The sequence below is a fragment of the Streptomyces sp. NPDC020422 genome (genome assembly GCF_044386705.1).
GTDB lineage: Bacteria > Actinomycetota > Actinomycetes > Streptomycetales > Streptomycetaceae > Streptomyces.
Genome location: NZ_JBIRVJ010000001.1, coordinates 548,050 through 571,266, shown reverse-complemented (window position 1 = coordinate 571,266; position 23,217 = coordinate 548,050). Strand labels below are relative to the sequence as shown.

At 72.4% G+C, this 23,217-nt stretch carries 19 protein-coding genes; 5 read left to right on the top strand and 14 right to left on the bottom strand.

From position 1 onward, the window contains the following. Positions 1–14: 14 nt before the first annotated feature. Together ACH414_RS02525 and ACH414_RS02520 are read right to left on the bottom strand one after the other, a co-directional pair. Entirely contained in the window at positions 15–1,166 is a 1,152-nt protein-coding gene (locus tag ACH414_RS02525) for a nucleotide disphospho-sugar-binding domain-containing protein (protein ID WP_398940614.1), read from the bottom strand. A 55-nt stretch (positions 1,167–1,221) separates the two neighbouring features. After that, complete coding sequence (locus ACH414_RS02520) at positions 1,222–1,935, bottom strand: class I SAM-dependent DNA methyltransferase (protein ID WP_382534691.1); 714 nt, start codon at positions 1,933–1,935, stop codon at positions 1,222–1,224. A gap of 139 nt (positions 1,936–2,074) precedes the next feature. Between ACH414_RS02520 and ACH414_RS02515 the strand changes: the two genes are divergently transcribed. Continuing rightward, complete coding sequence (locus ACH414_RS02515) at positions 2,075–3,214, top strand: SRPBCC family protein (protein WP_398940613.1); 1,140 nt, start codon at positions 2,075–2,077, stop codon at positions 3,212–3,214. 62 nt (positions 3,215–3,276) lie between these two features. Here the strand turns inward: ACH414_RS02515 and ACH414_RS02510 are convergent, their stop codons facing one another. Further along, positions 3,277–3,693 carry a hypothetical protein gene (locus ACH414_RS02510; protein WP_398940612.1) on the bottom strand — a complete coding sequence of 139 codons (417 nt, stop codon included), beginning with the start codon at positions 3,691–3,693 and terminating at the stop codon, positions 3,277–3,279. 206 nt (positions 3,694–3,899) lie between these two features. Here ACH414_RS02510 and ACH414_RS02505 point away from each other — a divergent pair, with 206 nt between their 5' ends. Further along, positions 3,900–4,775, top strand: coding sequence for a MurR/RpiR family transcriptional regulator (locus ACH414_RS02505; protein WP_398940611.1), 876 nt, complete (start codon positions 3,900–3,902; stop codon positions 4,773–4,775). Positions 4,776–4,794: 19 nt separating this feature from the next. Here ACH414_RS02505 and ACH414_RS02500 read toward each other — a convergent pair whose 3' ends face one another. The 6 genes from ACH414_RS02500 to ACH414_RS02475 form a co-directional block, all read right to left on the bottom strand. Continuing rightward, positions 4,795–5,748 (bottom strand): ABC transporter substrate-binding protein, encoded by a 954-nt coding sequence (locus tag ACH414_RS02500; protein ID WP_382534683.1) that lies wholly within the window; start codon positions 5,746–5,748, stop codon positions 4,795–4,797. Between the two features lie 183 nt (positions 5,749–5,931). After that, positions 5,932–7,224 (bottom strand): cyanophycinase, encoded by a 1,293-nt coding sequence (locus ACH414_RS02495; RefSeq protein WP_386562158.1) that lies wholly within the window; start codon positions 7,222–7,224, stop codon positions 5,932–5,934. 138 nt (positions 7,225–7,362) lie between these two features. After that, positions 7,363–8,580, bottom strand: a complete 1,218-nt coding sequence (locus tag ACH414_RS02490) for a M20 family metallopeptidase (RefSeq protein ID WP_398940610.1) — start codon at positions 8,578–8,580, stop codon at positions 7,363–7,365. After that, positions 8,577–9,341 (bottom strand): amino acid ABC transporter ATP-binding protein, encoded by a 765-nt coding sequence (locus ACH414_RS02485; RefSeq protein ID WP_382534677.1) that lies wholly within the window; start codon positions 9,339–9,341, stop codon positions 8,577–8,579. Before ACH414_RS02485 ends, ACH414_RS02490 begins: the two co-directional genes overlap by 4 nt. After that, a complete protein-coding gene (locus ACH414_RS02480) occupies positions 9,338–10,300 on the bottom strand; it encodes an amino acid ABC transporter permease (RefSeq protein WP_398940609.1) in 963 nt (320 codons plus the stop codon). Before ACH414_RS02480 ends, ACH414_RS02485 begins: the two co-directional genes overlap by 4 nt. A 2-nt stretch (positions 10,301–10,302) precedes the next feature. After that, positions 10,303–11,244, bottom strand: a complete 942-nt coding sequence (locus ACH414_RS02475) for an ABC transporter substrate-binding protein (protein WP_382534673.1) — start codon at positions 11,242–11,244, stop codon at positions 10,303–10,305. A gap of 311 nt (positions 11,245–11,555) precedes the next feature. Between ACH414_RS02475 and ACH414_RS02470 the strand changes: the two genes are divergently transcribed. Next, a complete protein-coding gene (locus ACH414_RS02470; RefSeq protein WP_382534671.1) occupies positions 11,556–12,983 on the top strand; it encodes a pre-peptidase C-terminal domain-containing protein in 1,428 nt (475 codons plus the stop codon). Positions 12,984–13,043: 60 nt separating this feature from the next. Here the strand turns inward: ACH414_RS02470 and ACH414_RS02465 are convergent, their stop codons facing one another. The 4 genes from ACH414_RS02465 to ACH414_RS02450 form a co-directional block, all read right to left on the bottom strand. Further along, entirely contained in the window at positions 13,044–14,432 is a 1,389-nt protein-coding gene (locus tag ACH414_RS02465) for an aspartate ammonia-lyase (protein ID WP_398940608.1), read from the bottom strand. 206 nt (positions 14,433–14,638) lie between these two features. Beyond that, positions 14,639–17,515 (bottom strand): glycoside hydrolase family 3 C-terminal domain-containing protein, encoded by a 2,877-nt coding sequence (locus ACH414_RS02460; RefSeq protein WP_398940607.1) that lies wholly within the window; start codon positions 17,513–17,515, stop codon positions 14,639–14,641. Positions 17,516–17,594: 79 nt separating this feature from the next. Then, complete coding sequence (locus ACH414_RS02455) at positions 17,595–17,903, bottom strand: hypothetical protein (protein ID WP_382535056.1); 309 nt, start codon at positions 17,901–17,903, stop codon at positions 17,595–17,597. A 59-nt stretch (positions 17,904–17,962) separates the two neighbouring features. Further along, entirely contained in the window at positions 17,963–18,778 is an 816-nt protein-coding gene (locus ACH414_RS02450) for a phytanoyl-CoA dioxygenase family protein (RefSeq protein WP_398940606.1), read from the bottom strand. A gap of 143 nt (positions 18,779–18,921) precedes the next feature. Between ACH414_RS02450 and ACH414_RS02445 the strand changes: the two genes are divergently transcribed. Both ACH414_RS02445 and ACH414_RS02440 read left to right on the top strand, forming a co-directional pair. Continuing rightward, complete coding sequence (locus ACH414_RS02445; RefSeq protein ID WP_386562147.1) at positions 18,922–19,725, top strand: helix-turn-helix domain-containing protein; 804 nt, start codon at positions 18,922–18,924, stop codon at positions 19,723–19,725. Positions 19,726–19,852: 127 nt separating this feature from the next. Beyond that, positions 19,853–20,857 (top strand): LacI family DNA-binding transcriptional regulator, encoded by a 1,005-nt coding sequence (locus ACH414_RS02440; protein WP_382534661.1) that lies wholly within the window; start codon positions 19,853–19,855, stop codon positions 20,855–20,857. A 61-nt stretch (positions 20,858–20,918) separates the two neighbouring features. Here the strand turns inward: ACH414_RS02440 and ACH414_RS02435 are convergent, their stop codons facing one another. Then, positions 20,919–23,156: a 1,4-beta-glucanase gene (locus tag ACH414_RS02435; RefSeq protein WP_398940605.1), complete on the bottom strand. Its 2,238-nt coding sequence runs from the start codon at positions 23,154–23,156 to the stop codon at positions 20,919–20,921. Positions 23,157–23,217 lie beyond the last annotated feature (61 nt).

Here is a 23,217-nt window from a genome sequence, read left to right as displayed (position 1 = left end):
GTGGGGGGGGCGGTTCACCCGACGGCCGCGACGAGCCGGGCGGCCGTCTCGGCGGGGGTGGGCATCGCGCGCAGTTCGTCCCTGACCTGGCGGGCGTTCTCGCGGAGGCTCTCGTCGTCGAGCAGGGTCAGGCACTGGGCGGCGCCGAGGTCCTTCGCCTCGGCCACGATCCCGATGCCGCGGGCGGGCAGCAGGTCCGCCCCGGTCTGCTGGTAGGAGCCGCGCGGGATGACGCACTGCGGGAGTCCCGCGGCGGCGGCCGTGAGCATGGTGCCGCTGCCGCCGTGGTGGATGATCGCGTCGCAGCCGTGCAGGAGGAGGTCGAGCGGGGCCCAGTCGACGAGGCGGACGTTGGGCGGGGCGTCGCCGAGCAGCGCGGGGTCGCCGCCGCCGAGGGTGACCACGAACTCGGCCTCCACACCCCGGGCCGCCTCCATGAGGGGTTCCAGGATCGCGAGTCCGCCCCACTGGGCCTCGATGGTGCCGAGGGTGACGGCGATGCGCCGCGAGCCCGGGGGTTCGGCCAGCCACGCGGGGAGCACGGACCCGCCGTTGTAGGGCACGTGGCGCAGTGGCCGGGCGAGGGGCGTGCGCCGGTCCTCGGGGAGCAGGGCGGTGAGGCTGTCGGGGAGGGTGGTGAGGGGGATGGTCTCGGCGGGTTCGCCGGAGACGCCGTGGCGGTCCCAGTGCGGTGCCATCCCGGCGCGGAGCAGGCTGCGCAGGCGGGCGCCGCTGTCGTACGAGCCGAGGCGGGGCTCGATCAGGGGTACCCGGAGCGCGGCGGCGACCAGTCGGCCGGCGCCCTGGAGGGGCGGGGCGACGACGAGGTCGGGCGACCACTGCCGGGCCGCCGCCAGGGCACCGTCCACCATGACCCCGGAGACCCGGGCGAAGAGGGTGGCGAGTTCGGCGTCGTCGGGGTCCTCGGCGAACATCGGGTGGTCGACCGGGGCGCCGTCGGCCCCGGGCTCCCGGGGCAGGTAGACGGGCAGGTAGTCGAGGCCGGGCGTGACGTCGACGACGTCGAACCCCGCATCGGCGGCGGCCAGGCTGAGGCCGCCGGTGGCGTATCTGACCCGGTGTCCGGCGGCGCGGAAGGCCTGGGCGAGGGGAATGGTCGGGAAGAGGTGGCCGAGGCCGGGAGAGGTCAGGAACAGGACGCGCATGCGGCCTCCAGCCGGGAGTCGTGGGTCGGTTCGTCGTCGGGGCGCGTCGGGGGCGTCACGCGGCGGTGCCGAGGAAGAGCCCCCGGCCGGAGTGCGGTCCGGGGACGTACGCGACGGTGAGACCGGCCGCCCTGAACGCGGCCTCGTAGGTCGTGCGGGCGAACAGGGAGATGCGGTGGGTCTCGCTGAAGTGCCGGGCGCCCGCGCCGGCGTCGGCCACCACGTAGTGGACGTCCATCCGGCAGGCGTCCCCGTCCCGGGCGGAGTGCGAGACGCGGGCCACGGTCCGGCCCGCGAGGGTGGTGACGTCCCCGGAGACGTAGCCGTCGAGGTAGGTCTCGGGGAACCACCAGGGGTCGACGGCCACCACTCCCCCGGGTGTCAGGTGCCGCGCGAACGCGGCGAGGGTGGCGTGGAGTTCGCCCTCGTCGGTGGCGTATCCGATGGATCCGAACATGCACGTGACGACGTCGAAGCGGGCGTCGAGCTCGAAGCCGCGCATGTCGCCGAGGTGGACGGGCACGTCCGGCAGGGAGCGGCGCGCGGCGCGGACCATCGGCTCGGACAGCTCCAGGCCGGCGACCCGCTCGTACAGGCCGGCGAAGTGGCGCAGGTGCGCGCCGGTGCCGCAGGCGACGTCGAGCAGCGAGTCGGCTCCGGGCCGCAGCCGGCGGACGTGCCGGGTGAGCTCCCGTGCCTCGGCCCGGTAGTCCTTGCCGCGGCTCTCGTGGATCAGTTCGTGGATCTCGGTGAGGTCAGCGCCGTACATGGTCGGATCGTCCGCGGGCGCGGTGGAGGAAGCGGCCAGGACGGGTGGAGGCGGGGCGGCCCGGGTGTCGACCGGGCGGCGAGGGGTTCACGAGTGCCCGCGAGCACCCTCGGCCGGACCGAACCGAGGGAGGGCCGACGTGGACGTCCGGGAGATCGTGGCGGAGCTTGAGCGGTATCTGGGGCCGGATGCGGCGGCGTTGAGCCTGCCGCCCGCGGCCTTCACCTCGCCGGAGCTGTGGGAGCGGGAGCGGGAGCGGGTGTTCGGCCGCTCGTGGGTGCTGGTGGCGCACGTGGACGAGCTGGCGGACCCCGGTGCGTACGTGGCGCTGTCGGTGGCGGGTGAGCCGGTGGTCGTGGTGCGCGGCGAGGACGGGGTGCTGCGCGGTCTGTCGACGGTGTGCCGGCACCGGTTGATGCCGGTGGTGGAGGAGGGTTCCGGCCGCACGGACGTGTTCACCTGCCCGTACCACCTGTGGCGGTACGGGCTCGACGGGCGGCTCGTCGGCGCCACCCACATGAAGCGGAACCCTGCCTTCGACCCGTCGGCCTGCCGGCTGCCCGGGTTCGCGGTGGAGGAGTGGCGGGGTTTCGTCTTCGTCAACCTCGACGCCTCGGCCGAGCCCCTGGCACCGCATCTGCGCCGGATCGGCGAGGACCTGGTGAACTACCGGCTGCCGGAGCTGACCCAGGTCGCCTCCTGGACCGAGGAGTGGCGCTGCAACTGGAAGGTCGCCGTCGAGAACGCGCACGAGAACTACCACGTCATGGGCTTCCACCCGGAGACCCTGCAGCCGACCACGCCGGGCGGTGCACCGACCCGGGTCCGCGCGGACTCGCCGTGGGCCGACAGCATGCGGGTCAGGTACGCGGCCCCGCTGGAGCCGGGGGTCCTCGACCTCACCGAGGAGGAACGGGCCCATCTGTACGGCTTCTTCGTCTTTCCCTCGGGGAGTCTGGCCGCCTCCGGGGACATGGTCGTCTGGCTGAGCCTGATCCCCGCTTCCCTCGACCGCACGCTGGTCAGGGGCGGGATCCTGATGCCCGCGTCCATGGTGGAGCACCAGGACCGCGACACGGTCAGGAAGGAGGCCGAGGCCTATGCCGCCGTGATCAACGGGGAGGACCGGCGCGGCCTGGAGGCCGTCCAGCGGGGTGCCATGTCCCGTTTCGGCGAGCGGGGTCACCTGTCCCCCAAGGAGCCCGGCGTCCTCCTCTTCTACCGGAGCCTGGCCCGCGCCCTGTGCCGCGAGGACGGGGAGTATCCCGGGGGCCTCTGACCGTCCGGGCGCGGCGGGCCCGGTCCGCCCGCGGCGCGCAGGACGCCGGGGCGTCGCCGAGGTCAGACGGTGCTGATGTCGGCGAGGGTGCTCTGGAGCCGGCGGATCGCGTCCTCTGCCTCCGCGTACTGATCACGGGTCGGGCGGACGGTGCCGAAGGTGGGACCGTCCTCGGTGGGCAGGGCGCGCCAGTGCAGGATCGGTGTGAGCGCCGTGGTGGCCGCGCCGATGAACCAGGCGAGACGACCGTGGATCTGGGCGAGGGCGATGGCCAGATCGGCGAGCGCCTCACGCAGGTGTGCCAGCCGGTCGACCGCGGACAGGGCCTGCTGGGCCTCCGGGGGGCCGACGGCAGCGCCCAGGTCGGCGGCGGCCTTGGCGGCGACGATACGGTCGGCGGGTTCCGGGGCCCACGTCTGCTCGCGGATCTGTCGTTCGGCTTCCTCTACCAGGTCCTCGATGACCGCTCGCATATCCATGGCCGTCACCCTATGCCCGTTTCCGTGCTCCCACGGCAGGGCCCGGAGAGGCCTGCTGGTCGGCTCTCCTCAGGCTGTCCAGATCCCGTAATAGGCGATACATTTGCCCCCTGAAACTCCATGAAGTGAAACGCGGGAGGCCCAGGGGCGCGGTCTGCAGGACGGTGCGCGGGCACTCGGTGGCTCCCGCAGCCGAAGGGAAGTCCATGAGCCCCACGCTGGCCGACGAGATCCGCAGTCGGCTCGGAGAGCTGAGCCCCGCCGAACGCAAGGTCGCGCGTGTCCTGCTGGCCGGCTACCCCGCCGCGGTCTTCGAGACGGTCGCCACGATCGCGGAGCGGGCCGGCGTTTCGGCGCCCACCGTGCTGCGGTGCGCGTCGCGGCTGGGCTACAGGGGATTCCCCGATCTGCAGGCGGCGCTGCGCTCGGAGCTCGACGCCCGCAACGCCTCGCCGATCACGCTCTACGCGGCCGCCGAGACGGCGGAGCGGGAGACGACGGCCGGGCCGAGCTCGGTGGCCACCCCGCTCGGCGAGCGTTCGGCCCTGGTGCAGCAGGCGGTCGCCCGGACCTTCGACGAGGTGGCCCAGCACGAGTTCGCGGTGGCGGTGAGCCTCCTCGGCGATCCCAGACGCCGGGTGCACCTGGGGGGAGGAAGGTTCACGCACCTCCTGGCCGAGTACCTGGGCCTGCACCTGATGCAGTTCCGCGACCAGGTGAGCCTCCTGCCGCACAAGGACGTGGAGCGGACCTCGTTCCTCACCCAGCTGACCCGACGCGACGTCACCGTGCTCTTCGACTACCGGCGTTACGAGGCCGACAAGACGCTCATCGCCGAACTGGCCCGGGAGCGCGGCGGCAAGGTCATCGTGTTCACCGACCCCTGGCTCTCGCCCGCCGCAGCCCATGCGGACGTCGTCCTCATCACCCAGGTGTCCTCGGACTCCCCCTACGACAGCCTGACACCCGCGATGGCGGTCGTCGAGGCGCTCGTCGGCGAGGTCCTCGACCGCATCGGCGGCGACGGCCACGAGCGGATGAAGGAGGCGGAGGGGATCGCCCGGCGCACCGGCCTGCTGTGAGCGAACCCCTCAGTCGGGCTCAGTCGAGGGCCCCGTTGACGGTGGCCCGCTCGATCCCGATGCCGGGGACCTTGTACTTCGTGAGGATCCTGCGGTAGGAGCCGTCGTCCATGAGGGACTGGAGGGCCGCCTGGACGGCTTCCTTCAGGCCCGGGCGGTCCTTGGCCAAGCCGATCCCCATCGGGGAGGCGCTGTACTCTCCCACCGCCTCGCGTCCCGTCACCGTGGCGAAGGCCGTGCCGCCGTCAGCCTGGGAGGCGACGTACGCGGCGGTGACCTCGTCCAGGTAGTCGGCGACGACCTTGCCGCTTCTGAGGGCCAGCTGGGCCTCGGAGTCCTTCGAGAACGCGAGGATCCGGATGGGCGCGAGGTTCTTCGCCTTGCAGAGCTGCTGGCGCTGCTGAAGGAGCTTCTGGTGGTTGGTGCCCGTCTGCACTCCGACGGGCTTTCCGCACACGTCCGTCACGACCCTGATGTTCTCCGGGTTGCCCTTCCTGACGAGCCAGCCGGGGCCCGCGTTGAGGTAGTCGACGAAGTCCACGGACCGCTGTCTGGACTTCTTGTCCGTCATGGCCGACATGACGGCGTCGAACTTCCCCGCCTGCACCGCGGGCAGGATCCCGTCGAACTTCTGCGGCGTGAACTCGAACCTGACCCCGAGGCGGGCCCCTATCGCCTGGCCGAGGTCGTAGTCGATTCCGGTGATCCGGCTGCTCCCCGGCCCGGTGTACATCTCGAAGGGCGGGTAGGGGACGTCGGTGGCGACGCGGACGACACCTTCCGCACGGATGTCCTCGGGCAGCAGGGCGGAGAACTCGGGGTTCGGCCTGATCGTGAGGCCCGGCAGGACGGTCACGGGGCCGGCCGTCCGGGACCGGGCGGGCGGCGGGGTCTCGTGGCCGGTGCCGCATCCCGGGACGAGGAGCGCCAGGAGGGCGACGGAGACGACCGTGGGGCGGGGGTGAACCGTCATGGGGCGGCCTTTCGCTGAGGGGAGGACCGGCCCGCGGATCCCGGAGAGGCGCATGCCGACGTCGCCTTGCCGGACGCGTGGGCCGGAAGCTGTCTTGCGTACGGGGGTTCGCTCTTTTTTTGGGAGGGGGTCGGACGCGGCGGAGCCGGCCGACCCGAGGTGCCGGCTCCGCCGCCCGCCCGATCACCGCGGGGCGATGTCGATCCGCAGGTCGATCAGGGTCCGGGCGCTGGTGCCGTCCTCGGTGAAGGCGGCGAAGCCGCGTGCCTTGGCGAAGGTCACGGTGAACCGCGGTCCGGTCTCGAAGGTCGTCGCGGTGGCGGTGTTCTGCGCCCGGGTCGACGCGAGGGCGCGGGCGGTGGTGCGGAAGGAGTAGGGGGTGCCGTCCGGGTTGGCGGCCGAGAAGAAGACGTCGGTGTTGGCCGGCACGGGGGTCGTGGCGGCGGGGACCAGAGGCCGCTTGCCCGGGCGGACGCGCGGTGTCCACGAGCGGGCGTCGTACTGGTCTCCGTCGGTGAGGTAGCTGTACCGGGCCCGGTGGAGGGACCAGCCGTGCGCGGAGTCGTGTGCGCGGGCGTCCCGCAGGTCGAGGACGGCGACGCCGTTCGGGCCGAGGACCGTGATGTGCTCACGGCTGCTGCCGGGCCGGTCGACGACCAGGGCGGTGTTCTCCTCCAGGGCGTAGACGCGGTCGTGGCCGGTGTCGGAGGCGAGGCGCAGCGCCCGGCCTTCGCGGCCGTAGGCCCCGGTGTGGGTGTCGACGAGTCCGGAGCGCAGGAAGCCGAATCCTCCCTGGGGGATGTATCCGAGGCGGGCGGGGTCGTCGAAGTAGCCGGGTGCGCTGCCGTCCCGGAGCGACTCGTAGGACTCGCCGCCGCTGACCATGTCGGGGCCGGAGGCGATCTGGGCGCCCGCGGAGGAACCGGAGACCACGGCCCCGTGGGCGAGCTTGGCGCGGATGGCGGCGAGGACCTTGGAGTCCTGGTGCGCGTCCCCGCGCATCAGGGTGGTGAGGTAGCGGTACTGGTCGCCGCCGCCGAAGAAGAAGCCGGTCATGGACTCGACCTGGGCGACGACGGCGTCCGAGTCGGCCTCGGCCACGTGGTCGAGGTCGACGGGGATCCACTGGGCGTCCGCGGCGCCGTGCCGCTTGAAGAGGTCGGCGTAGTAGGCGCCGTTGCAGGCGGAGTTGCTGCACAGGGCGGGATCGCCGGCGTGGGGGTCCTGGCTCTCGGGCACGGAGGCGGCGGTGATGACGCCGATGCGGGCCCGCGGCCCGCCGGCCCGCTTGATGATCTCCCCGTAGACCTGGGTGTTGTTCTCCTTCAGTGCTCCGCCGACGAGCACGAGGGACCCGGCCCGGTTCGGGGCCGGCGGGGAGTCGGCGGTCGCGGGCGGTGCCGCGGTGAGGAGGGCCAGGGCGAGGCCGCCGGCGAGGACGGTGCGGCGGGCGGCCGGAGCGGAAGGAACGCGCATGGGTGCCTCCGAGGGCGGGAGAGGGGGGCGGGCCCGTGTGTCCGGCGTACCGGTGCGGGCCCGGGTCGGTCCGGCGTGGTCGCCGAGTGCGCGGGCGGAGGGAAGCGGAGCTTCCCTCCGCCGGTGCGTCGAGGGGGTTCAGGTGGTGCCGGCGGCGCCGAGGGCGACGATGAGGTCGGCGAGCATGGCGACGCGCTGCGGGACGCTCGTGGTGTCGAGCCATTCCTGGGGCGTGTGGTCGGCGCCTCCCACCGGGCCCAGGCCGTCCAGGACCGGAACTCCGGTTCCCGCGATGAGGTTGGCGTCCCCGACTCCGCCGGTCGCCGCGGCACCGAGCTCGATGCCGGCCGCGTGCGCCGCGCGGCGCGCGTGGTCGAACATGCGCCGGGAGGCGGGGGTGTCCTCCATCGGCGGACACAGGTCGAGCTGCTCCACCGCCACGGTGACGCCCGGGACGCCCGGATGGGCGGCGGCGTCCTGGATGGCGCGGGTGACGCGCTGGATGTCGGCCGTCGTGGCGGCGCGCACCTCGACGCGGAGCTCGGCGTCGGGGCAGACGATGTTGGCGCGGGTGCCGGCCCTGACCACCCCGACGTTGACCGTCACGTCGTCCCAGTGGCCGTTGAGGGCCTGCAGGGCGACGGTCAGATGGGCGGCGGCGAGGGCGGCGTTGGCTCCGCGCTCGGGTTCGATGCCGGCGTGCGCGGCTCGCCCGGTGACGGTGAGGCGGAAGTCCGCGACGCCCTTGCGCGCGATGACCAGGTCCCCGTTCTCCCGGGCGCATTCGAGGCCGAGACCGTAGTGCACGTCCCTGGCGGTGCTCTCGATCAGGGGGCGGCTGGCCGGGGAGCCGATCTCCTCGTCGGGGGTCGCGAGGAAGACCAGCTCGGCGTAGGAGTCCGCGCCGCACTCCCCGAGGATCTCCAGGGCGGTGAGCCCCGCGAGCAGACCGCCCTTGTCGTCGCTGACCCCGGGCCCGTACGCCGTGGAGCCCTCGACCCGGAAGGGGCGGGCGGCAGCGGTGCCGTCCTCGAAGACGGTGTCCATGTGGCCGGCGAGGAGGATCCTGCGGCCGCCCTCCGCCTCGGGAAGGCCGCCGCGTCTGCGCCCGATGAGGGCGTCGCCGGTCCGGCGTCCGTCGGCGGCGGCCGGGAAGCCGACGCGTTCGACCTCGAAGCCGATCCGCTGCAGTCGGCGCTCGACCCAGTCGGCGACCCGGTCGACGCCTTCGGCGCTGTAGGAACCGGAGTCGACGGAGACCAGCTGCTCCAGGTCGCGCAGGTAGTCGGGGCGGCGCTCCCGGGCGAGGTCGAGGAAGTGCCCGTACCGGTGCTGCCGGCGGGTGGGGGCGCTCACAGGACCTTGGACAGGAAGGCGCGGGTGCGCTCCTGCTCCGGGTCGACGAGCACCGTGCGGGGGTCGCCCGCCTCCACGACGACGCCCTCGTCCATGAAGACCGCGGTGTCGCCGACCTCGCGGGCGAAGCCGATCTCGTGGGTGACGACGACCATGGTCATGCCGTCGGCGGCGAGCTGGCGCATGACGTCCAGGACGTCGCCGACGAGCTCGGGGTCGAGGGCGGAGGTCGGCTCGTCGAAGAGCATCAGCTTGGGCCGCATGGCCAGCGCGCGGGCGATCGCCACGCGCTGCTGCTGGCCACCGGACAGCTGGGCGGGGTAGTGGTGGGCGCGGTCGCCGAGTCCGACCCGCGCCAACAGCTCCTGCGCCCGCTCACGGGCCTCGCCCCGGGCGACCGACGCGACCTTCACGGGGGCTTCCATGACGTTCTCGACGGCGGTCATGTGCGGGAACAGGTTGAACCGCTGGAAGACCATGCCGATGTCCCGCCGGCGTTCGGCGACCTCGCGCTCGCGCAGTTCGTGGAGTCTGTCGCCCTGCTGGCGGTAGCCGACGAGCTGTCCGTCGACGGAGAGCCGCCCTCCGTCGATCTTCTCCAGGTGGTTGATGCAGCGCAGGAACGTGGACTTGCCCGAGCCGGAGGGGCCGAGGAGGCAGCACACCTGGCCGCGTTCCACGGTGAGGTCGATCCCCTTGAGGACCTCCAGCTTCCCGAAGTGCTTGCGTACGCCTTCGGCGCGCACCATGGGGGTGCTCATCGGTTCTGCTCCTTGCTGTTCTTGCCGAGCCGTTCCACGGTTCCGCCGAGGAGGCGCCGGAGCGGGGAGACGTGTCCGGCGCGGGCGGTGCCGCGTCCGTAGCGCCGCTCCAGCCATGCCTGGGGCAGGCTGAGGAGGGTGACGAGGGCGAGGTACCAGATGCTGGCCACCACCAGCATGGGGATGACCTGGTAGTTCTGGGCGTAGACGTCCTGGATGTTGGACATCAGGTCGTGGGCGGAGATGACCGAGACCAGCGCCGTCATCTTGAGCATGTTGATGGTCTCGTTGCCCATCGGCGGGATGATCACGCGCATCGCCTGGGGGAGCACGATCCGGCGCATGGTGAGCGCGGGCCGCATGCCCAGCGAGTGCGCGGCCTCGGCCTGGCCGGGGTCGACGGACTGGATGCCGGCGCGGACGATCTCGGAGGCGTAGGCGGCCTCGTTGAGGCCGAGGGCGAGCAGGGCCGCGATCGCCGGTGTCAGCAGGCTGTTCGTCTCGGCCTGGAAGAAGGTGACGTCGGTGAAGGGGATGCCTATCTTCACGTACTTGTAGAGCGCCGCGGCGTATCCCCAGAAGATGATCTGGACGAGCAGGGGGGTGCCGCGGAAGACCCAGACGAAGGCGTTGGCGAGTCCGTACAGCACGGGGCTGGCGGAGAGCCGCATGACGGCGATCAGCGTGCCGAGCGCCAGCCCGAGGAGCATGGCGGCGGCGGTCAGCCAGAGCGTGGTGGCCAGACCGTCGAAGATGAGGTCGGCGAAGAGGTACTCGCCGACGACGTCCCAGTGGAGGTTGTCGTTCTTCGCCAGTGACCCGACCAGTCCGACGAGGGCGAGCAGGGAGGCGACCGCGGCGATCCAGCGCCCGTAGTTGCGGACGGGAACGATTTCCAGGTCGGGCGTGCTCGTCGTACCGGTGGGGGTGTCGTGGGCGGGAGACTTGATGTCGATCATGCTCAGTCCACCGACGCGTTCTTGGTGGCTTCCTTCGACGCGATCGAAGCGACGCCGTACTTGTTGAAGATCTTGACGACGGTGCCGTCGTCGATGAGGGCCTGCAGGGCCTTCTGCACGGCGTCCGTCAGCTCGGGCAGTTGCTTGCTGATCGCGATGCCGTTGGGCGAGGCGTTGTAGCCGCCGGGCGCGGCGGGGTCCTCGACCAGGTCGAAGGCCTTGCCGGCGTCGGCGGTCTTGGCGACCCAGCCGGCGGCGGGCTTGGTCAGCACCTGGGCGACGACCTTGCCCGAGCGCAGGGCGAGCTGGGCGTCGGAGTCCTTGGGGAAGGTCTGGATGTCGATCTTCGCCTTGCCGGCCTTGGCGCAGGCGGCCTGGTGGGACTTGAGCAGGTCGAGCTGGTTGGTGGCGGCCTGGACGGCGACCTGGCGGCCGCACAGGTCGTCCAGAGTCCCGATCTTGGCGGGGTTGCCGTCGCCGACGAGGATGCCGGAGCCGGACTGGGAGTAGTCGACGAAGTCGACGACCTTCTGCCGGTCCTTGTTGTCGGTGATGGCGGACATGGCCGCGTCGAACTTGCCCGCCTGGATGGCCGGGACGATCCCGTCGAACTTCTGCGGGGCGAAGGCGAAGGTCACGCCCAGCTTGGCGCCGAGCGCCTGGCCGAGGTCGTAGTCCAGCCCGGTCAGCGCGCTCCCGCCCTCCTTCACGTACATCTCGAAGGGCGGGTACGGGACGTCCGTCGCCACGCGCACCTCGCCGGCCTTCTTGATCTTCTCGGGGAGCAGCTCGTGCAGCTTCTGGTCCTTGACGACCTCCACACCGGCGACGGCGACCTTGCCGGACGGGGCCGCGGTGTCGTCGCCCGCACAGGCGGACAGGGAGGCGAGCATGATCGCCGCGGCAGCGGCGGCCGCTGCGGGGCGGGCGATAGGAGCGTTCATCGCGTGGAACCTCTCGGTGGTTTTCTGCCGACGGAATCCGGCCGCCAGGCACAGCAGAGAAGTTACATATGGCGAGGCACCTTGACTAGATGTACTTCGCGTTACGTTCACGTAACGCGGCCCATTGAGGGGTCAAGGGTGCCGTTATGACCGCTTTGAACAGGTATTTTCGCGGGCTGCACGATCAGGGAAACGCGAAGTGGCCTTACATCTTCCTGTCGCGCCGCGTTACTTGTATGTTCCGCTACCAACCGGTCGCCCCCTCGGTGGGGCGCCGCGGAATCGATCCCCCTCTTCTCCCTGGAGCGCAGATGCCACTCCGTTCACCCAGGTTCGCCTCGGCGGCCGTCGTCCTCACCGCGATGGCCTCCGTGCTGACGGCGTATCAGCCCGCCCATGCCGCGGCCGACAGGATCAGACTGGGCAACACGGCCGACGTCGGCCGAAGCGCGTGGAACGGGCCGGCCTTCACCATGAACGGCGCCGGCGGCGTCGTCCCCGCCTCGATGACCCGGGCCATCGACGAGATCCGCGGCGGGACCGGAGCCCTCGACGTGGTCGTCCTGGCGGGCTCGGCGCCGACCTCGGGCAGCAAGACCCCCGAGTGCGACGCGATCACCGGGCTCCCCGGGGTCAACTCGTGTACGACGTGGACGCTGACGACAGCGGCCGACGGCAACAACAGCCAGGTCAACACCGACGTCCGCAACGCCGAGTTCGTCTACTTCGCCGGCGGCGACCAGTGCCGCTACGCCTCCTGGAAGGGGACCGCGCTGGAGGCGTCCGTGGAGTCGGTGGTCGCCAAGGGCGGCGGATCGGGCGGCGGCAGCGCGGGGCACCACATCAACAGCCCCATCGTCTACGACGCGTGCAACGGCAGCGTCACCAGCGCCGAGGCGCTCGCCAACCCCTACGACCGGTCCATCAGCTTCACCACCGGCATGTTCGAGTGGCCGAACTACGGGGCAGTCGTCAACGACTCGCACTTCGTCACCCGGGACCGCATGGGCCGGACCATGGCGTTCCTGGCCCGATCGGTCAAGGACGGCCTCGCGCCCGGCGGTGCCGCCTGGGGCGTGGGCGTCGAGGAGGGGGGCGGCTCCCTCTTCCTCGACCGCAACGGCATGGCCACCCAGTACGGCAAGGACGCGTACGTCGTCCTCGCCGACCACCAGCCCGAGCAGGCCGTCGACAGGAAGCCGCTCACCTACTCCGGCTTCAAGGTCTGGCGCCTGACGCCCGGCTCGACCTTCGACTTCAAGAACCGCCCGACGTGCGGCTACTACCTGCGGAGCGTCACCAACGGCGTCGCCGACCCGAACCTCTACAGCGGCACCCCCGTCACCGACTGCGGCAGCCAGGGCGCCGGGACCGCGCTCGCCGAGAGCGAGCCGAACGACACCCGGGACACGGCCGACGACGCGAGCGGGCTCGCCTCCCCCGCCTCCCTGACCGGCGGCATGAAGTCGAGCGCCGACCGCGACTACTTCAAGCTGTCCGTCGGCGCCGGGCAGACCGTCTCCGTGAACTGCGCCGTGCCCTCCGCCTACGACGCCGACCTCTACTGGCTCGACGCGAACGGAAGCACCCTGGAGCGCTCCGTCAACAACGGCGCCGGCACGGACGAGTCCCTGTCCTTCACCCGCACCGCTGCCGGTACGGGCACCTACTACCTCGACCTGGAGGCCTACAGCGGCTCCGGTTCGGCGACGTACACCTGCACCGTGACGAAGAGCTGAGCCCCCCGCGTCCTGCGCGGCCGCACCGCCCGCCGGCAGGACGGCCCCGTTCCCGGTGCCTCACCTGGGCCGCGCAAGACGCAGGGGGTCGAGCAGAAGGTCGAGCCCCTCCTCCGGGAGGACCCCGTCGCGCACCGCCAACTCCCGCACGGGAACGCCCGTCTTGCGGCACTCGCGCGCCAGGGACGTGGCCCGCTGGTACCCGATCACGGGGTTGAGCGCGGTCGCCAGACCGGCGCTCTTCTCCACCAGGCCGCGCAGGCGTTCCTCGTCGGCCTCGATGCCGACGACGCAGCGCGCGGCCAGCAGGCGGCAGGCCGCGTCGAGGCGGTTGACGGAGTTGAGCAGGTGGTGGGCCATCAAGGGCTCGAAGGCGTTCAGCTGGAGCTGGCCCGCCTGGGCCGCCGCGGCGACGGCGGCATCCGCTCCGACCACGTCGAAGCAGACCTGGTTGACGGCCTCGGGCAGCACCGGGTTGACCTTTCCCGGCATGATGCTCGACCCCGCCTGCAGCTCCGGCAGCCGTATCTCGCCGAGCCCCGCCCCGGGGCCGGACGCCAGCAGCCGGAGGTCGTTGCACACCTTGGACAGGCGCAGGGCGAACTGCCTCAGGGCTCCCGAGAGGCGGAGGAAGGCGCCCACGCCCTGAGTGCTCTCGACCAGGTCGCGGGCGGCTCGGACCCGGGCGGCCGAGACGGTGCGGAGGTGGTGCACGGCGAGATCGGCGAAGCCCTCGTCCGCGTTGAGGCCGGTGCCGATCGCCGTTCCCCCCAGATTGACCTCCAGCAGGGAATCGGCGGCCAGGCGGACGAAGTCGGCGTCGTCCCGCACGGTGAGGGCGAAGGCGTCGAACTCCTGGCCCAGCGTCATGGGCACCGCGTCCTGCAGCTGCGTGCGGCCGAGCTTGACCGTCTTCGCGAACGCCCCGCCCCGCTCGACGAAGGCGTTGCCCAACACGGTCATCCCGTCCAGCAGGTGTCCCGTGGCGGAGTGGAGCGCGAGCTTGACGGCGGTGGGGTACACGTCGTTGGTGCTCTGGGAACGGTTCACGTCGTCGTGCGGGTGCAGGTGCTCGTAGCTGCCGCGCGCGTGCCCCAGGAGCTCCAGGGCGCGGTTGGCGATGACCTCGTTGGCGTTCATGTTCGCCGACGTGCCCGCCCCGCCCTGGAGGACGTCGACGACGAACTGGTCCAGCAGCCGGCCCGCCCTGATCTCCCGGCAGGCGGCCACCACGGCACGCGCCCTCTCCTCGGGAAGGGTGCCGAGGTCGAGGTGAGCGAGGGCGGCCGCCTCCTTCACCGCGGCGAGCGCCGCGACGAGCTCGGGATGCACGGAGAGCGGCAGGCCCGTGAGGGGGAAGTTCTCCAGCGCGCGCAGCGTGTGAATGCCCCAGTAGACGTCCTCCCCGATCTCCCGCACACCGATCAGGTCCCTCTCCTCGCGGCGCATCTTCGGTCCTTCGCCCTCGACATCCCGGCTCCTGCCGTACGCCTTAGAGTTTCGTGCATTACAGATGCGATGCACAAGTGGGTCCACGAAATGCCTATTACTTACTCGCCGGTGTTCGACGACGACCGTCGGCGCGTGACGGCGGTGCCCGCCGTGGTGCGCGGCTTGTTCTTCGGCTCCCGGGGTGGGGGGCGACTCCGCCGGGGCTAGCCGAAGCGGAAGGAGGAGAGGCGGAAGTCGCCGTGCAGGGTCAGGTGCAGGTCGTGGACGCCCTTCGGCGGGCCGTCCAGTTCGCCCGCGACGGTCCCCCACGCGTAGCGGTCACCGGTGCGGGGGACGTCGAGCTCGGCCAGCACCCGGTCGCCCACCCGGACGACCAGCCGAGCCGCGCCGGGCCCTGCGGCCTCGCGGGCGGTCTCGGCCTCGATCCGCAGGGCCCCGGAGAGGTCGACGTCGCGGAAGAGGAGCGTCCCGGGCCGGTCGGGATCGGTGGGCGTGACGGCGTCGCCTTCGGCCCGGGTGGCGTCGACGATGGTGACGTCCGCGTAGTCGTCGAAGTCGACGGCCAGGGTCCGTCGTTCCACCACGGCCCGGGGCGCCGAGGCCGTCCCGGTCACGGTCAGCGGTGCGGTGAGGACCGGGTGCCCGGCGGAGCGTGCGACGACGATCTCGTAGTCGCCGGGCTCGACGGTGAACGCGGAGGTGGCGACGTCCCAGTGGGCGAGCCGCTCGGCGGGCAGGCGGAACGTCACCTCGCGGCTCGCCCCGGGGTCAAGACGCACCTTGCGGAAGTCGGCCAGGCGCAGTCCGGGCGCCTCGTGGCGGGCATCCAGCGCCCGGACGTAGAGCTGCACCACCTCGCTGCCGGCCCGGACACCGCTGTTGGCCAGGGTCACCGTGACGTCGACCGCGCCGTCCCGGCCGGTCGACGCCCGCGACAGCCGCAGGTCGCGGTAGGAGAAGTCGGTGTACGACAGGCCGTGGCCGAAGGCGTAGCGGGGCGCGGTGGCGTGGTACTGGTAGGTCCAGCCCGCCTTGATGATGTCGTAGTCGAGCGGGTCCGGCAGCGGGTCGTCGCCCCGGTACCAGGTCTGCGGAAGGCGCCCGGCGGGGTCGGCCGCGCCGATGAGCACGGCGGCCACCGCGTGGCCCGTCTCCTGTCCTCCGTGCGAGGTCCACGCCACTGCGGGCAGGTGCGCGTGGGCCCAGTCGACGGCGTACGGATAGCTGCTCATCACGATCAGCGCCGTTTCCGGGCGGACGGCCGCGACCGCACGCAGCAGCTCCTCCTGACCCTGGGGCAGGCGGATGTCCGCGCGGTCCTCGGTCTCGCGGCCGTTGATCAGGGGGTGGTTGCCGAGGACGACGACGGCGGCGTCCGCCGTCGCGGCGGCCCTGCGTGCCTCGGCGGCACCGTCGCGGACGAGTTCGCGCCGCCAGCGTTCGGCCGCGTCGGCGCTCTGGGCGGTGACGGTCACCCGGCCGTCGGCCGGGTCGACGGCGGCGTAGCGCCCGGTGTGGACGGAGCGCAGCAGCACGGTGTCCGCGCCGGCCGGTTCGAGGCGGAAGGTCTCCTTGACGAACCAGCTCTTGATCAGCGTGGTGTCGGCGGACAGGGTGTCGTCGTCCCGGAGGCTCAGATAGCGGCCGGTGTCGGCGGCGCGGAGCGTGAGGGCGCCGGCGCCCCAGTCCGTCACGTCGAACGCCGACGTGCCGAGGGGCTCGCCCGTGGTGCGTGAGCGCAGGATGATCCGGTCGGAGCCCTCCACGTGGACGACCTCGGCACCGTGGGCGCCGACGGCCTCGGCGAGGCCCGTGGCCACGCCGACCCGGTAGGGCATGGTGCCGCTGTACCAGTCCTCGCACAGGGTGTCGGCGAGGGGGCCGATCACGGCGATCCTGGGAGTGCGCGCCGGGTCGAGCGGCAGCAGGCCGTCGTTCTTGAGGAGTACCACCGACCCGGTCGCCGCGTCCCGCGCCAGGGCGCGGTGCTCGGGGCAGTCGACCGCCTCGGGGCCGATTCCGGCGTACGGGTCGAGGTCCGGGTCGAACTCGGCCAGGCGGAAGCGGAGTTCGAGCTGGCGGCGCACCGCGCGGTCCACGTCGGCCTGGTCCATCAGGCCGCGCTCCAGGGCCTCGCGCAGGCGGCCCACCGGCGTGGCGCTGTCCTCGGAGTGGTCGGTGAAGCTGTCGATGCCGGCCTTGAGGGCGGCGGCGTGGGACTCGGCGTGGTCGTCGAAGTAGTGCTCCGGGTCGACCAGGTTGGAGGGGGCCTCGGCGTCGCTCACCACGAACAGCTCGTGCCCGGTGGGCCCCGCCCAGCGGCGCAGCTCGGTCTCGATCAGCGGACTGACGTGGCAGGGGCGCCCGTTGACCAGGTTGTACGCGGCCATGGCGCCGGTCGCGGCGCCGGAGGCGACGACGGGCCGGAAGGCGGCCAGGTCGTACTCGTGGAGGACGCGCGGGCGCAGTCCCGAGGAGGTGGTGCAGCGGTCGTCCTCGTTGTTGTAGGCGAGGAAGTGCTTGAGGACGGGAGCCGCCCGCAGGTAGGTGGGGTGGTCCCCGGCCAGGCCCCGGCAGTACGCCTCGCCGAGCCGGGCGGTGTGCACCGGGTCCTCGGAGTAGCCCTCCTCGTTGCGCCCCCAGCGCGGGTCGCGCAGCAGGTTCAGGACGGGCGCCCAGGCCTGCAGGCTGTGGGGGCCGTCGCCGTTGGCGGGCCTGCGGTGGTGGTGGAAGGCCCGCAGCTCGGTCGAGACCGCCTCGGCGACCCGGCGCACCAGGTCCTCGTCCCAGGTGGCGCCGAGGCCGACGGCCTGCGGGAAGACCGTGGCCGTCCCGAGCCAGGAGACGCCGTGCAGGGCCTCGCTGCCGGTACGGAAGGCGGCGAGGCCGAGGCGTGGGACGGCCGGCACGTACTGGTGCAGCATCGCGATGCGCTCGTCGGGCGTGAGCCGCGAGAGCAGGTCGTCGACGCGCTTGTGCAGGGGCAGCGCGGGATCGCGGAAAGCCGGCGGCTCGGACGGCTCGGACGCGGACGGATCGGATGCGGACGGCTCGGATGCGGACGCGGACGCGGAACTCACGTGGAAACCCCTCGGGCGAGCTGGTGACGGTGACCGTTCATCGAAGCGCTTCGACGGTGGCACTCGGTTGCCTGACCTGTCAATGAAAGCGGCGGAGAAAGTGCGGGGACCCGGGCTGCGCCCGCACATCGACGACCCGTTCGAAGAAGAACTCGTGCTTGAGGAAGGAGACGTCGTACTCGTGACCCGGGTATGGCGGGATCAGCTGGGCGGCCTGGAACAACCGCCAGCCGTCCCGCAGCGCGGCCACCCCCGACTCGTACGGCGGCTCGTCGCCGTCGCCGGTGGTGGGCGAGGTGCGGCCGGTGCCGTCGTAGCGCGACCAGCCGACGACAGGGGAGTCAAGCGCCGAGCTCGCCAGGTACAGCACGAGCACCTGCTGCCGCAGCACCGGTTCGGCGGCGGCGCCCTCGGTGTCCGTCGGCGCGGGCCGGATCGCTTCGGGCGTCATGCCGGCTCCCCCTTCGGGCGGTTGGAGACCCGGGTCACCCAGTGGTCGAGGTCGAAGCCGTCGTCGCCGGTCAGCTCCCGCCACAGCAGGATGCGGTTGTACCGCTCCAGCCGGCCGGTCGCTCCCTCGTACCACGGGAACATCGCGTCCAGCTCCGCGCCCACGCGCGGGTCGTGGAGGTCCGAGGTGTCCCACAGGCGCCGTTGCCGCACCCGGGGATTGAAACGGATCTTGAACATGTGGCGGAGGACGTCGCTGTCGTTGCGCCGGCCCCCGTGCCAGATTCCGTGGTGCAGAAGCACCACCGTGCCGGCCGGGCAGACCAACCGGTCCTGGCCCCGCAGGTTCTGATAGCGGCCGGTGTCCGATTCGTTGATCCTGCGCAGATGACTGCCCGGGACGCTGAGCGTTCCGCCCATCTCCAGCGTCACGTCCTGCGGGTAGTACATCAACTGGACGTCGAAGGCGTCCGGTCGGACGTCGATGACGGCGTCCCCGTGCAGTGGCTGCGCGGCACCTCCGTGCGGCTCGCGGGTGTGCACGAAGTGGTGGTCCACCCACGGCTCGGGGCCGACCAGGCTGCGCAGGGCCCCCGCCACCCGCGGCAGTTCGAGCAGCCGCCGGACGAAGGAGCCCTTCGCGTAGGCGTGGGACAGCGGTGTCCCGTACGGCACCGGCGGCACCCCGGCCGCCAGCACCGCCAGGCCCTCGGCGTTCATCTCCGCCGGAACCACCGCGTCCATCCGGAGTGACCCGCGCGCCACGAAGCGCGCCATCTGCACCGAGTTCAGCAGTTCTCGTCCGTTCTCCATGACGGCCACGCTAGGTCGCGGCCGTCGCGCACCGCGTGGGCCGCGTTCACCCTCCCGTGGTCGGTTTTCACTTCCCCTCCCCCACGCACATCGATGAAGAGGCGCCCCGGTCCGGCCTGTCCACCGTGATAGAACACGTCCCCATGCACACGGTCCTCGCCCATCTCGACGACCCTCCCGCTCTCGCCGCCGTCGGGGTGGGCGTGCACGGTCCGGCCGGCCAGGTGGACGTGTTCTCGCTGCCGGACCTGTGGCAGCTTCATCTGTACGGCTACGAGGCCGACTTGACGGTCGACGGCACCGCGCACGCGATCCGCCCCGGGCGGGTCAGCCTCGTACCGCCGGGAACCGAGGTGCGCTACCGCTACCGGGGCCGCTCCGAGCACCTCTACGCCCACCTCCGCCTGAGCTCGACGGGAACAGCCCACAACATCCCGGTGATCCAGCGCGCCGGCGCCGAACTCCACCTGCTCACGGGCCAGTTGCGGCAGGCATTGGCCGCCTGGCCGCACACCCCGGCCCGGGCCACCGCCGAGGTGTGGGCCGCCCTGTGGCGGATCGCCCGGCTCACCCCGCCCCGGGAGCAGAGCGCCCGGGCCGTGCATCCTGCGGTGGCGGCCGCCACGGCCCTGATAGAGGCGCGGCTGGCGGAGTCCCTGACGGTGCCGGAGATCGCGAAGGCGGCCGGCGTCTCCCACAACCACCTGACCCGGCTCTTCCGTGCCGCCACCGGGCACACCGTCGTCGGCTACATCCGGGCCCGCCGGATGGAACGCGCGCGTCATTTCCTGCGGGCCACGACGCTCTCCATCCCCGCCGTCGCCGCCTCGGTCGGCATCCCCGACCTCCAGGCGTTCAACAAGGCCTGCCGCCGTGAACTCGGGGCGTCACCCCGCGGCATCCGCGCCGAAGGCCACCCCGCCCCAGGCGAGGGCACGCCCCCGTAGCCCTGAGTCGAAGCGCTTCAACGAAAGAATGGACAACGCACCCGGCTGGGGCTAATGTCGGCGTACATTTCGCGCGGGGACCGTACACTCGCATGATCGAAGCGCTTCACGAGGCTGGGAGAGCTGGATGGTAACCCTCGCCGAGGTCGCCCGGCACGCCGGAGTGTCGGCGAGCACGGTGAGCTACGTCCTCAGCGGCAAGCGGCCCATCTCCGCGGCCACCCGGTCGCAGGTCGAGCGGAGCATCCGCGATCTGGGTTACCACCCGAACGCGGGCGCGCGGGCCCTGGCCGGCAGCAGGTCGAGCATCATCGCGCTGATGGTCCCCCTGCGCACCGACATGTACGTGCCGGTGATGATGGAGATCGCCATCGCGGTCGCCACGACGGCCCGGACGCACGGGTACGACGTCCTGCTGCTGACCGGCGAGGAGGGCCCCGAGGCCCTCCGCCGCGTCACCGGCAGTGGGCTCGCCGACGCAATGATCCTCATGGACGTCGAGCTCGACGACGAGCGGTTGCCCTTGCTGCGCGGCACCGACCGGCCGTCCGTGCTGATCGGGCTGCCCGCCGACACCTCGGGACTGACCTGCGTCGACCTCGATTTCGGGGCCACCGGCGCGTTGTGCGTCGAGCACCTGGCGGACCTGGGCCACCGGGACATCGCCGTCATCGGCGAAGCGCCCGCGGTGTACGAACGCCACACCGGCTTCGCCGTGCGCACCCTCGACGGACTCCGCTCCCGGGCGCGCGACCTGGACGTCAGGGTGCTGCACCGGCCGTGCGGCGGCGGCTACGACGCGATGGCCGCCACCCTCGCCCGCATCCTCGACGAGCGGCCGGGCACCTCCGGGTTCGTCGTGCAGAACGAGCAGGCGGTCGAGCCGCTGCTCGCCCTGCTCCGCCGGGAGGGCCGCGCCGTCCCCGAGGACGTGTCCGTGGTCGCGATCTGCCCGGAGCAGGTGGCCGCCCAGGCGTCGGTGCGGCTGACCTCGGTCTCCATCCCCGCGCAGGAGATGGGCCGACAGGCGGTGGAACGCCTGGTCGCCAAGCTCGACGGCCACGGCACCGACGACGTCACCCTCATCGCACCCGAGCTGACGGTGCGGGCGAGCACGGGATCGGCGCCCTGACACGGGGATCGGCGCCCTGACACGGGAACGGCGACACGCACGGGGCGGCGCGAGGTCGTGATCAGGCGGGCTGCCCGTACTGCACGCCGCGCCCGTTGGTGCCGAGGTAGACGCGGCCGTACACGCGCGGATCGCCGGTGACGACGCGCCCGGTCCAGCCCCACTGGTGCCCGTCGTCGTTGATCCGCACCCAGCTCCTCCCCCCGTCGTCGGAGCGGTGGACGGCGTGGGGGCCCTCGGTCGCGCCGACCATGTAGACGGCCGGATAGGCGGCGCCGGGGGCGGCCTTCCCGAAGCCCAGGGTGTGCGAGGCCCGGCAGCTGCCGACCCTGGCGAAGGTGGCTCCCCGGTCGGTGGAGCGGTACAGCCCGGCCTCCTTCGCACTGAGCCACAGATCGCCGGAGCGTCCCGGTGCCGCCGTCAGCTGGAACTGCGCGTCGCCCGCGGGCAGTCCGGTGGCCGCGGCGCCGAAGGTCAGGCCGCCGTCGGTGCTGGCGTGGACCGTGCCGGCCGTCGTGTCGTAGGCGTAGAAGAGCATCGGTTCCACGGGGTCCGCGACCAGGACGGCGCCCCTGGGGACGGACGTGGCCTCGGACCAGGAAGCGCCGTTGTCCGTCGAGCGGTACGCCGGGTTGGCGCTGCCGTTCGAGGACCCGAGGGACCACAGAAGGACGCTTCCGTCGGCGTTGGTGACGATCGGGCCGGGCGCGTCCGCGGCCGCGGGCGGCTGTGACGCGAAGGGCGACCAGGTCCGGCCGCCGTCGTTCGACCAGGCGCCGTTGGCGCTCCCGCTCCAGCCGGTGCGCACGACGTACGAGGGGCGGGCCGCCGCCTGGGCGAGTCCCGTCGTCGAACCGAACACGGGGTTCGAGGCCATCCCGCGCGAGGGGGATGCCGTCAGCGAGTCGTGGTACATCACTCCGACGTCTCCGTTGCCGCTGATCAGATGCGCCTCTCCGGCCGGCGGCGAGATCAGGTGCAGGACGGAGGTCTCCTCCAGACCGCGGATCTGCGGCGCCCAGTGCCGGAGGTCGCGCGTGCCGTACAGGGTCGCGCCCGTGCCGTAGACGACGTGCCCGGAGTCGAACGGGTCGAGGGCCAGGGCCTGGATCCACCAGCCGAACTTGGGCTTGTCGCCACCCCACGTGAGGTAGGGGGTCTCGGAGACGTCGAGGACGGCGTCGTCCTTCAGACTCGTCCAGGTGCGGCCGCCGTCGGTGGAACGGAAGACGGTGTCGATCTCGGCCCAGCGGTTGTTGGTGGACACGACGAGCGTCCCGGGCCGGCGCGCGTCGACGGCGACGCCGCCGTAGCCGAAGGCGTCGGTCCCGCCGTCGCTCGTCGTACCGCCGGGCTGCACGGGGGTGACCTCGGTCCACCTGCCGCTCGGCGTCAGCAGCTTGTGCACGCTGCCGTCGGACTGGCCGTTGGGCCCGGGGGCGTTGGCGTACGTCACGTACAGCTCCCGGGTGAGGCGGTCGTACGCGGCGCGGATCGGCACCCGCGCGGCGGCGCCGGTGGGCTGCCCGGGGACGGGCTCCCAGTTCCTTCCGTCGGCGGTGCGGTACAGGTTGGGGTGGTCGGCGGTGCCGTCGGAGTCGCCCCAGCCGGCGTAGACGGTACGGCCGGCGGCGACCAGGAGGGTGATGCCCTGACCGGTGGCGCTCGGGGTGGCCGGGAAGTCGGCGGGCTGCCACGTGGCTCCTCGGTCCGTCGACCTGAGCAGTCCGTCGTGCCGGGTGCCGAGCCACAGCGTGTCGCGGTCACGCGGGTCCACGAGGAGCCGTTCACCGCAGCCGCGCCCGTCCTCGTTCGCGCCGAGTTTCACGGCGAGGTCCGTGCGCTGCCAGGTGGCGCCCCGGTCCTCGGACCGCAGCACGGCCCCGTTGCCGGCCCAGGGCTGCGTGTACGTGCCGAGTGCCAGGTACAGCCGGTTCGGGTGGGCCGGGTCGACGGCCATGGCCTCGACGCCGAGGAGGTTCCAGTCGTCCCAGCCGAGGTGGTCGGTCAGCGGGATCCAGCGGTCGGTGCGGTCGTCCCAGCGATAGGCGCCCCCGATGTCGGTCCTGGCGTAGGCGAGCCCTCGTACCGACGGGTGGAAGAGCACCCCGCTGACGAAACCGGTGCCGCCCATGACGGCGGTGCGCCACCGATAGCCGCTCCCGGCCGCGGCCGAGGGGGCGAGGGCCGAGGGGGCGGCGGCGTGCGCCCGGCCCGGGACCGCGGGCAGGGAGGCGACCGCGGCCGCGGCGGCGGAACCGGCGAGAACGGAGCGCCTGCTGAGGTGGAATGTGCTCATGACATACCTCGGTTCCTGACGAAAGCGGGAGAGTGGGCGGGGATCAGGGCGCGGGGCCGCG

Coding starts and splice junctions, on each gene's coding strand:
- ACH414_RS02525 (WP_398940614.1), bottom strand. CDS start 1,166: ATGCGCGTCCTGTTCCTGACCTCTCCCGGCCTCGGCCACCTCTTCCCG.
- ACH414_RS02520 (WP_382534691.1), bottom strand. CDS start 1,935: ATGTACGGCGCTGACCTCACCGAGATCCACGAACTGATCCACGAGAGC.
- ACH414_RS02510 (WP_398940612.1), bottom strand. CDS start 3,693: ATGGATATGCGAGCGGTCATCGAGGACCTGGTAGAGGAAGCCGAACGA.
- ACH414_RS02505 (WP_398940611.1), top strand. CDS start 3,900: ATGAGCCCCACGCTGGCCGACGAGATCCGCAGTCGGCTCGGAGAGCTG.
- ACH414_RS02500 (WP_382534683.1), bottom strand. CDS start 5,748: ATGACGGTTCACCCCCGCCCCACGGTCGTCTCCGTCGCCCTCCTGGCG.
- ACH414_RS02495 (WP_386562158.1), bottom strand. CDS start 7,224: ATGCGCGTTCCTTCCGCTCCGGCCGCCCGCCGCACCGTCCTCGCCGGC.
- ACH414_RS02485 (WP_382534677.1), bottom strand. CDS start 9,341: ATGAGCACCCCCATGGTGCGCGCCGAAGGCGTACGCAAGCACTTCGGG.
- ACH414_RS02480 (WP_398940609.1), bottom strand. CDS start 10,300: ATGATCGACATCAAGTCTCCCGCCCACGACACCCCCACCGGTACGACG.
- ACH414_RS02475 (WP_382534673.1), bottom strand. CDS start 11,244: ATGAACGCTCCTATCGCCCGCCCCGCAGCGGCCGCCGCTGCCGCGGCG.
- ACH414_RS02470 (WP_382534671.1), top strand. CDS start 11,556: ATGCCACTCCGTTCACCCAGGTTCGCCTCGGCGGCCGTCGTCCTCACC.
- ACH414_RS02465 (WP_398940608.1), bottom strand. CDS start 14,432: ATGCGCCGCGAGGAGAGGGACCTGATCGGTGTGCGGGAGATCGGGGAG.
- ACH414_RS02450 (WP_398940606.1), bottom strand. CDS start 18,778: ATGGAGAACGGACGAGAACTGCTGAACTCGGTGCAGATGGCGCGCTTC.
- ACH414_RS02445 (WP_386562147.1), top strand. CDS start 18,922: ATGCACACGGTCCTCGCCCATCTCGACGACCCTCCCGCTCTCGCCGCC.
- ACH414_RS02440 (WP_382534661.1), top strand. CDS start 19,853: ATGGTAACCCTCGCCGAGGTCGCCCGGCACGCCGGAGTGTCGGCGAGC.
- ACH414_RS02435 (WP_398940605.1), bottom strand. CDS start 23,156: ATGAGCACATTCCACCTCAGCAGGCGCTCCGTTCTCGCCGGTTCCGCC.